This window comes from Streptomyces durbertensis (genome assembly GCF_014156695.1).
Taxonomy (GTDB): Bacteria; Actinomycetota; Actinomycetes; order Streptomycetales; family Streptomycetaceae; genus Streptomyces; species Streptomyces durbertensis.
In genome coordinates, this window is record NZ_WMLF01000201.1 from 1 (window position 1) to 9,481 (window position 9,481).

The 9,481-nt window shown below is 74.7% G+C and carries 6 protein-coding genes; 4 read left to right on the forward strand and 2 right to left on the reverse strand.

The features are described from left to right. On the forward strand, positions 1 to 1,213 hold a 1,213-nt coding region (locus GL263_RS14870; RefSeq protein WP_182856185.1), incomplete at its 5' end, for an SWIM zinc finger family protein. Next, on the forward strand, positions 1,210 to 2,925 hold the full coding sequence (locus tag GL263_RS14875) for a DUF5691 domain-containing protein (RefSeq protein WP_438947958.1): 1,716 nt from the start codon (positions 1,210 to 1,212) through the stop codon (positions 2,923 to 2,925). The genes GL263_RS14870 and GL263_RS14875, both read left to right, overlap by 4 nt. Positions 2,926 to 3,022: 97 nt before the next feature. Here GL263_RS14875 and icmB read toward each other — a convergent pair whose 3' ends face one another. After that, entirely contained in the window at positions 3,023 to 3,433 is a 411-nt protein-coding gene (gene icmB, locus GL263_RS14880) for a coenzyme B12-dependent isobutyryl CoA mutase small subunit (RefSeq protein ID WP_182856186.1), read from the reverse strand. Positions 3,434 to 3,773: 340 nt separating this feature from the next. Between icmB and GL263_RS14885 the strand changes: the two genes are divergently transcribed. Both GL263_RS14885 and GL263_RS29065 read left to right on the forward strand, forming a co-directional pair. Beyond that, positions 3,774 to 4,547: an esterase/lipase family protein gene (locus GL263_RS14885; RefSeq protein WP_182856187.1), complete on the forward strand. Its 774-nt coding sequence runs from the start codon at positions 3,774 to 3,776 to the stop codon at positions 4,545 to 4,547. A gap of 197 nt (positions 4,548 to 4,744) precedes the next feature. Beyond that, positions 4,745 to 6,700: a M23 family metallopeptidase gene (locus GL263_RS29065; protein ID WP_182856188.1), complete on the forward strand. Its 1,956-nt coding sequence runs from the start codon at positions 4,745 to 4,747 to the stop codon at positions 6,698 to 6,700. A gap of 100 nt (positions 6,701 to 6,800) precedes the next feature. Here the strand turns inward: GL263_RS29065 and pcrA are convergent, their stop codons facing one another. Further along, a complete protein-coding gene (gene pcrA, locus GL263_RS14895) occupies positions 6,801 to 9,272 on the reverse strand; it encodes a DNA helicase PcrA (protein ID WP_182856189.1) in 2,472 nt (823 codons plus the stop codon). Positions 9,273 to 9,481 lie beyond the last annotated feature (209 nt).

Consider the following 9,481-nt stretch of genomic DNA (forward strand, 5'->3'; position numbering starts at 1 on the left):
GTGGGGGCTGTGCCGGGGCGGCGGCACCCGGCGGTACCGGACGGCGGTCGACCTGGCCGGGCCGGCGTACCGGTGCGACTGCCCGAGCCGCACGTCGCCCTGCAAGCACGCGCTGGGGCTGCTGCTGCTGTGGGCGGCCGGGCCGGGCGACGACGGGCAGCGGCCGGAGCGGCCGGAGTGGGCGGCGGGTTGGGCGGACGGCCGTCAGGCGCGCGCGGAGGCCGCGCCGGCGCGTTCCGCCGGGCCCGGCACGCCGGCCGACCCCGAAGCCGTCCGCCGGCGCGCCGAGCGGCGTGCCGCGCGGATCGCGGCGGGCGCGGAGGAGTTGGAGCGGCGCCTCGAAGATCTGATACGCGGCGGCCTCGCGGGCGCCGAGCGCGCGGGCGAGGCCGACTGGGAGGAGACGGCCGCCCGCATGGTCGACGCCCAGGCTCCCGGACTCGCCGCCCTTGTACGCGAGTTGGCGGCCGTACCGGCTTCCGGCCCGGGTTGGCCGGCGCGGCTGCTCGCCGAGTGCGCGCTGCTGCATCTGCTCGTCCGCGCGGCCGTCCGGCAGGGCCCGTTGCCCGAGCCGCTGGCGGCGACGGTCCGCGCCCGGCTGGGCGTCAGCACGGAGTCCAAGGGACTGCTCGCCGACCCGGAGGCCCTGGCCGGGGGCAGGTTCCTCGTCCTCGGGCAGCGGGACGACCAGGAGGGCAGGCTCGCCGTCCGGCGGCTGTGGCTGCGCCGCCTCCCGTGCGGCCGTCCGGCCCTGCTGCTCTCGTACGGCGCCGGGGGCCGGCCGCCGGAACTCAGCCTGCCGGTGGGGGCCGCGATCGACGCCGAGCTGGCCTACCACCCGGGTGGCGCGCCGCTGCGGGCCGCCCTGGGCCGCCGTTCGGCCGCCATGCCCGGCCCGGTCCCCGCGGGGGTGGGACCGGCGGAGGCGCTGGAGGTGTACGGCGAGGCGCTGCGGCACGATCCCTGGCTGACGTCCTGGCCGGTGGTGCTGGCAGGGGTGGTGCCGATACCCGGCGGCGACGAGGAGGACGGCTGGCAGCTCGCCGAGGCGGACGGCGAGGACGCGCTGCCGCTCCACCGCGCCACGGGGTCGGGCCGGTGGACGTTGGCGGCGGTGTCGGGCGGCGCCCCGGTCACGGTGTTCGGCGAGTGCGGTCCGGAGGGCTTCCGGCCGCACACGGTCTGGTCCGAGGGAGAGGCGGTCATGCTGTGACGGCTCGGCACACCACGAGGGCACCCGGCCCGCTGGACGGGCCTCCGGACAGGGCGCCGGGCGGGTCGGCGGCAGGATCGCCGGACGGGTCGGCGGCGGAATCGCCGGACGGGTCGGCGACGTGGGAGGAGCTGGTCACGGCCGCGCTGCTGGGCGCCGAGCGGCGAACGCCGCCGGGCGGCTCGGCCCGGGCACTGCTCGACCGCGCGGCGGTCGCCACGGTCCGGGCCCGGGCCGGGCTGCGTCCGGCCGCCGCCGGGCCCCGGCCCCAGCCCGCCGAACCCGATCCGCGCAGACCGCTGCCGCCGGCCGCCGTCGCCCGCCTGGAGCACCTGCTCAGCAGATCCGGCCGCCCCGGCCAGGCCACCGGCCCGACGAGCCTGCGGCTGGACCTCGGCGAGCTGCTGCCCGAGTGGCTCACGCTCGCCCGGGAGGAGGGTTACCGGGCACCGCCCGCGCTGATACCGGCGCTGCTGGACGCCGCGCGGGCCCGCACCGACCTGCGCGCCGAGGTGCTGTCCTTCGTCGGCCCCCGGGGCCGCTGGCTGGCCGAGCTGAGAAGCGAGTGGCGGTTCGCGCTGCGTACCGCCACCCGTGGGCCGGGCGCACCACCGGAGCGCGCCGCCGACGTCCGCCGCACCTGGGAGGAGGGGCTGTTCGCCGAGCGTGTGTCCCTGCTGACGGCGGTGCGCGGGCAGGACCCGGCGGCGGGCCGGGAGCTCCTCGCCTCCACCTGGTCGACGGAGCGGGCGGAGGACCGGCTGATGTTCCTCGACTCGCTGCGGGCCGGGCTGTCCGCCGAGGACGAGCCGTTCCTGGAGGCCGCCCTCGGCGACCGCAGCAGGAACGTCCGCGCCACCGCCGCCGAGCTGCTGTCCGCGCTCCCGGGCAGCGCGCTCGCCCGTCGGATGTCCGTGCGCGCCAGAGGCTGCGTCAGCCTGGACCGCGCCTCGGGCGAGGCGGGCCGGCTCGTCGTGGAGCCGCCGTACGAGTGCGACAGCGGCATGCGCCGGGACGGCGTCACCGCTGATCCACCGGCCGGGCGCGGCGCCCGCTCGTGGTGGCTGGTGCAGGTCGTGGAGTCGGCGCCGCTGACGGACTGGGTCGCGCACCTGGGCGGCCGCGGCCCGGCGGAGCTGGTCGCGCTGCCGGTCGCCGACGACTGGCGGGCGGACCTGCACGCTTCATGGGCCTGGGCGGCGGTCCGGCAGCGGAACGCGGAGTGGGCGGCCGCGCTGCTCGGCAACCCCACGGCACCGGTCCACGAGACCCCGGGCGACCCGGCCCGGCTGCTCGCGGTGCTGCCGTCCGACGCCCGGGCCGCGTGGGTCGCGGGCTTTGTGGGCGCGCACGGCCTGTCCGACGCGTTCCGGGTGCTCGGCAGCTGCGCGGTGCCGTGGGCCACCGGGCTCGGCCGCGTGGTCGTCGACGCGCTGGAGATAGCCAGGGAGGCCGGCAGCTACCCGTGGAGTTTCAGCGGGGTGCTGGGCCTGGCCGAGCGCTGCCTCGACCCGGCCCAGGCCGACCGGCTCGCCCCGCTCGCCGCCCGGCCGGACGAACCGGAGGACGCGGCGCCCGGCGCCGCCGGCTACTGGTCGGACGCCTTCGACCGACTTGTGTGCACCCTGCGGATACGCGCCGAGATGCGCGCCGAACTGCGCCAGGAAAGGCAGGCGGGCGCGGCCGGTCCGGCGGGCGCGGCCGCCCGGTAGAAGCGCCCGGCCCCGAGGTCGGGGCCGGGCGCCGGCGAACCTGGGGGCCGCGGGCGTGGCGGCCGGCCCTCGGGCCGGAGCCCCCGGGGCGGAGGCGTCAGGCGGCCACCGGACCGACGTGGGTGCGCACCCACTCGACGATCTCGCCGGTGGTCGCGCCCGGGGTGAAGAGCGCCGCGACGCCCTGCTCCCTCAGCGGCGGGATGTCCTCCTCCGGGATGATCCCGCCGCCGAAGACCTTGATGTCCGCCGCGTCCCGCTCGCGCAGCAGCTCCAGTACCTTCGCGAACAGCGTGTTGTGCGCGCCGGAGAGGATCGACAGCCCGATCGCGTCGGCGTCCTCCTGGATGGCGGTGTCCACGATCTGCTCGGGCGTCTGGTGCAGCCCGGTGTAGATGACCTCCATGCCGGCGTCGCGCAGCGCCCGCGCGATCACCTTCGCGCCCCGGTCGTGGCCGTCGAGCCCCGGCTTGGCGACCACCACACGGATCGGACCCGACACACCCATCGCTGCCTCCATCGTCATTGACTGCGGCCCGGGCCCCTCGGGGCCCGGTGAGCGGACATCTTCACCCCAGCATCGCCCACCGGTCCGTTTCGCAGCAGAGCGGGAGGGGGAAATCACATTCAAGGACAACATCATCCACGGGCGTCATCCACACGGGCGTCATCCAGCGGGCGACAGGCCATCTCGCCCGACCCCGCCCGTCCGTGGCGGGAGCAGCCGACCACGGCCGGCGGCCCGCCGCACATCCCACGACCACCTGCCGGCCGTCGGCCGGAAGCCGCGCCCCAACCAGCAGTCACCGTTCACGCGGCGGCGGTGCACTCATCTCCGGGGGTTCGGCATGCGGGAGCCTGCGCTCGTCCGAGCGATGCGGGTCACGGCGCTGGAGGCGACCGTGCTCGCCGGCCACCTGCTGCTGTACCCGACGGGGCTGCGGCGGGACGCGCCGGTGCAGGTGCCCCCCGAGGGCTTCCGTGGGCCGCGTCCGGTCCTGCTGCTGCACGGCTTCGTCGACAACCGCAGCGTGTTCGCGCTGCTGCGGCTGTCCCTGCTCAGGAACGGCTGGCAGGCCGTCGCCGGCGTCAACTACTCCCCGTTCACCACCGACCTGCGCGCCGCCGCCGAGGCGCTGCTCGCGGAGGTCGACGCGGTCCGTGAGCGTACGGGCCACGAGCGGGTGGACGTCGTCAGCCACAGCCTCGGCGGGCTCGTCGCCCGCTACGCCGCCCAGCGGCTGGACGGCCACCGCAGCATCCACACGCTGGTGACGCTCGGTACGCCGCACCGGGGCACGGACGCCGGCGCGCTGCTCTCGGTGCATCCGCTGGTGCGGCAGATCAGGCCCGGTTCGGCGGTGCTCACGGAGCTGACCCAGCCGGCGCCGGGGTGCGACACGCGGTTCGTCTCGTTCTGGAGCGATCACGACATGGTGATGAGCCCGTCGGGGACGGCCCGGCTCGACCACCCGGACCTCTCCGTACGGGAGGTCCCGGTGCACGGCGTCGGGCATCTGGCGATGCCCTCACACTGGGCGGTCATCGCCCGCGTCCGGCAGGAGCTGGTGGACGCGGGGCTCGACCCCGCCGTCCGGGACGCCCGGGGAGACGTCGCCTAGAGCGCGCACCCCCGAGGGAATCGAACGCGCTTCGAACGCCCCGCCGACTACCCGCCCGTAGTCCGCCGAAAGGCGTCCTATTGCCCGGCTTTCACAGCCCCAAAACCCTGGGAAGATTGTCGTTGCCGCATACCGCCGGGTACAGTCGCCGCACTGCTGCGCCAGGTCCTGTCTCCGAGGCGAAAGAGAAGTTGGTGGTGAACGACCGTCCCCCGTCGGGCTCCGCGAATCCGAGCGACACCGCCTACGACGCCTCGTTCGACGGCTACGCCACCACCTTCGAAGGCGGCTACCCAACGACGGCCCAGGAGCCCTCCTACGACACGGCCGCCACCTACCAGCAGCACGGAGCCGACGCCGGATACGGCTACCCCGGCTACGACACCGGCGCGCACAGCACGGTCGACACCCAGGGCCAGCAGTACCCGGACCACGGACAGACCCATGGGGGCACCTCCCGGCCGGAGGCCGGGGGAGGCTTCTACGACACCGGCGGCTACCAGACCTCGCCCGGCATCCCCAGCCAGCCGGACCACAGTTGGGCCGCCGACGCGTACGCGACCGGCGCCGACGACACCACGGGCTACGCGGCCGACGGCCCGGACACCGGCGGCCACCCCGCGGTGAACCACCCCACGTACGCACCCGAGGCGTTCGCCCCGGGGACGCCGGACAGCGACGCGTACAACAGCGGCGGGTACGGCGGGGGTTCGTACGACACCGGCGCCTACGACACGTCCGCGTACGACACCGGCGCCCACCACACCTCCGGCTACGACACCGGCGCCCACCACACCTCCGGCTACGACACCGGGGCCCACCACACCGCCTCGTACGGCAGCGGCGGCCACGAGAACGCCCCCTACGAGAGCGGCGCGTACGGCGACACATCCGGTGCGGCCTCGTACGGCACAACTTCGTACGACACCGGTTCGTACGACACCGGCGGCTACGACGTCTACGACTCCGGCGCGTACCCGACCGTCGAGTACGGCGGCCCCGCACACGGGACCCACGAGCACGGCGACTGGCGGTCCACGGACGACACCGGCTCCGGCGCGGCCGTCCCGGCCGCCGAGACGACCAGCACCTGGGGAAGCGGCTCCTGGGACGTCTCCGCACTCCGCGCCGAGCACAACACCGCCCCGGCCCCCGACGAGGCCGACCACAGCGACCACACCGGGCACCCCGACCACACCGAGCAGGGCGCTCACTCCGACCCCACCGAGCAGGCCGCCCGCTCCCACGACAACAGCCAGCCCGGCCGCGAGACCGACCACGAGCCTGGCCGCGAGTCCGACCAGGGCCCGGACCACGACCACAGCAGCGGCTTCGAGGATCCGTACCCGTCGGAGGACACCCCGTACGAGCTGGACGACACCGTCACGCCTGCCTGCCACACACCGGGCGGCGGCCGGGCGAGCCGGCGGCGGGCGGCGAAGCCGAGGCGTTCGGCGCTGCTGACGGTCGCCGTCCCCTCGGTGGCCGTGATGGGCGTGGCCGGCATCGCCGCCGCCTCGGTCACCGGGATCTCCAAGGACGAGGACAAGTCCACGCAGGCCGCGCCCGACGAGGGCGTGCCCGTCCAGCCGTCGAAGGCGAACCGCAAGCTCGACAGCCAACTCGCCGGGGTCTCCGCCGACGCCGGCGACTTCGCCGGCCGGGCGAGCCGCACCCAGGAGCGCATCGACCTCAAGGAACGCCAGGAGGCCGAGCGCAAGCGCAAGGAGGCGGAGGCCGCCCGCAAGGAGGCGCTGCGCCCGAAGTTCGCGCTGCCCGTCCGCCCCGGGCTCAGCGCGTACTACGGCCAGGCCGGCATCAACTGGATGTCACTGCACACCGGCATCGACTTCCCCGTCGGCTACGGCACGCCGGTGCTGGCCGCGACGGACGGCGTCGTCTCCACCAAGTGGGATCTCGCCTACGGCAACATGGCGATCGTCACCGCCGCCGACGGCACCCAGACCTGGTACTGCCACCTGAGCAGCACGAAGATCCGTTCCGGTCCGGTCAAGGCCGGCGACACGATCGCCTACTCGGGCAACTCGGGCAACTCCACCGGCCCCCACCTGCACTTCGAGGTGCGCCCCGGCGGCGGCTCGGCGGTGGACCCGGTCGCCTGGTTCCGCTCCAAGGGCCTCGACCCCACCTGACGCCCCCGGCGGGCACCCGCGCGCCGAGGGCACGCACCGCCGCAGCGCCGACGCCCCGCGACGCCGACGCGCCCCGCGGCCCCGGACCCGGCGGCGCCCCCTACAGCTTCTCCACCGGCGCGTACCGCAGCAGCAGCCGCTTCGGCTTCGGGTCGCCGAAGTCGATCGTCGCCTCCGCGCTCTCCCCGCTGCCCTGCACCGCGACGACCCGGCCGAGGCCGAAGCTGTCGTGCGTCACGCGGTCGCCCACGGCCAGCGACACCACCGGCTTCTCCCGGCCCGCGCGCCGCGTGGCGAAGCCGGACGCGCCGCGCCGCCCGCCGCCCGAGGCGGAGGTCAGGCCGCTGGTCGGGGCCATCGGCGCGCGGGCCGTCGCGCCCGTGCGCCGCCAGTCGACGTGGTCGGCGGGGATCTCCTCCAGGAACCGCGACGGCGGGTTGTACGCCGGCTGGCCCCAGGCGCTGCGCATGGTGGAGCGGCTGAGGTACAGGCGTTCCCGGGCACGGGTGATGCCGACGTAGGCCAGCCGCCGCTCCTCCTCCAGTTCCTTGTTCTGCCCGAGGGCCCGCATGTGCGGGAAGACGCCGTCCTCCATTCCGGTGAGGAAGACGACGGGGAACTCCAGGCCCTTGGCGGTGTGCAGCGTCATCAGCGTGATGACGCCGCTGCCGTCCTCCCGCTCCTCCTCGTCGGGGATCTGGTCGGAGTCGGCGACGAGCGCCACCTGCTCCAGGAACTCGGCGAGCGTGCCCGGCTCGTCCTCCCCGCGCTCCTGCTCGAACTCCAGGGCCACGGCGGCGAGTTCCTGGAGGTTCTCGACGCGGGTCTCGTCCTGCGGGTCGGTGGAGGCCTGGAGTTCGGCGAGGTAGCCCGTCCGCTCCAGGACGGCCTCCAGCACGGTGGCCGGCCCGGCGCCCGACTCCACGATCGTGCGCAGCTCCTCCATGAGGGCGTTGAACCGCTTGACGGCGTTCGCCGAGCGGGCGGCCATGCCGTACGCCTCGTCGACGCGGCGCAGCGCCTCGGGGAAGGTGATGCGCTCCCGCGCCGACAGCGCCTCGATCATCGCCTCGGCGCGGTCGCCGATGCCGCGCTTGGGCACGTTGAGGATGCGCCGCAGCGGTACGGCGTCCTCCGGGTTCGCGAGGACCCGCAGGTAGGCGAGGACGTCCCGGACCTCCTTGCGCTCGTAGAAGCGCACGCCGCCGACGACCTTGTAGGGCAGCCCGACCCGGATGAAGACCTCCTCGAACACCCGGGACTGCGCGTTGGTGCGGTAGAAGACGGCGACGTCGCCGGCGCGCGCCTTGCCGGCGTCGGTGAGCCGGTCGATCTCGTCGGCGACGAACTGGGCCTCGTCGTGCTCGGTGTCGGCGACGTAGCCGGTGATGCGGGCGCCGGTGCCGGCCTGCGTCCACAGGTTCTTCGGCCGGCGGTTCTCGTTGCGCTCGATGACGGCGTTGGCGGCGCTGAGGATGGTCTGCGTGGAGCGGTAGTTCTGCTCCAGCAGGATCGTGGTGGCGTCGGAGTAGTCCTCCTCGAACTGGAGGATGTTGCGGATCGTCGCGCCCCGGAAGGCGTAGATGCTCTGGTCCGCGTCGCCGACGACGCACAGCTCGGCCCGCTCGGCCGGGCCGTCGTCCTCGGCGGGCTGCCCGCCGGTGACCCCGACCAGCTCCCTGATCAGGGTGTACTGGGCGTGGTTGGTGTCCTGGTACTCGTCGACCAGGACGTGCCGGAAGCGCCTGCGGTAGTGCTCGGCGACCTCGGGGAACGCCTGGAGCAGGTGCACGGTGGTCATGATGATGTCGTCGAAGTCCAGCGCGTTCGCCTCGCGCAGCCGCGACTGGTACAGCGTGTACGCCTCGGCCAGCGTCTTCTCGAAACCGTCCTGTGCCTGCCCGGCGAAGTCCTCCTCGTCGACCAGCTCGTTCTTCAGGTTCGAGATCTTCGCGCTGAACGCCTTCGGCGGGAAGCGCTTCGGGTCCAGGTCGAGGTCCCGGCAGACGAGCGCCATCAGCCGCTTGGAGTCGGCGGCGTCGTAGATCGAGAACGACGAGGTGAAGCCGAGCTTCTTGCTCTCCCGGCGCAGGATGCGCACACACGCGCTGTGGAACGTCGACACCCACATCGACTGCGCGCGCGGCCCCACCAGCTCGGCCACCCGCTCCTTCATCTCGCCGGCGGCCTTGTTGGTGAACGTGATCGCCAGGACCTGCCCCGGATGCACGCCCCGGGCGCCCAGCAGATGCGCGATGCGGTGCGTGAGCACCCGCGTCTTGCCGGAACCGGCGCCGGCGACGATGAGCAGCGGCGACCCGCTGTGCAGCACGGCGGCCCGCTGCTGGTCGTTCAACCCCTCCAGCAGCGCGTCGGGGTCGACGACCACACGCGGCGCACCGCCGTGGTGGTAGGCGTCCCGGCCGTCCTCCCGGAGATGGGCGGCGGCGAAGAAGCCCTCGGGAAGCTCCTCCGCCGGGGGCGCCAGATGGTCCTCGGGCGGAGGCGGAGGCTCCTCCTCCGCCGGGGGCTCGAGGTGGGCCAGGAAACTGTCGTCGAAGAGGCTGCTCATCGCTGACCGAGTCTAGAGCCCCCGTACGACACCGTCCCCGGCTTCCCTCCGAGGAGACCCGGCGGGGGTCCGGCGAAGGCCCCGGGAAAGGCAGCGCGCCGGCCCGGCCGGGACCAGCCGGAGACCAGGCCAGGGCCCGGCGGAGAACGTCCGGCGCACCCCCGCCACCGGCCGCGACCGGCTCATAGACTGGCGACCATGACTGATCC

Excerpts from the sequence above, each read along its gene's own strand:
- icmB (WP_182856186.1), bottom strand. The coding sequence starts at position 3,433 with ATGGGTGTGTCGGGTCCGATCCGTGTGGTGGTCGCCAAGCCGGGGCTC.
- pcrA (WP_182856189.1), bottom strand. The coding sequence starts at position 9,272 with ATGAGCAGCCTCTTCGACGACAGTTTCCTGGCCCACCTCGAGCCCCCG.
- GL263_RS14885 (WP_182856187.1), top strand. The coding sequence starts at position 3,774 with ATGCGGGAGCCTGCGCTCGTCCGAGCGATGCGGGTCACGGCGCTGGAG.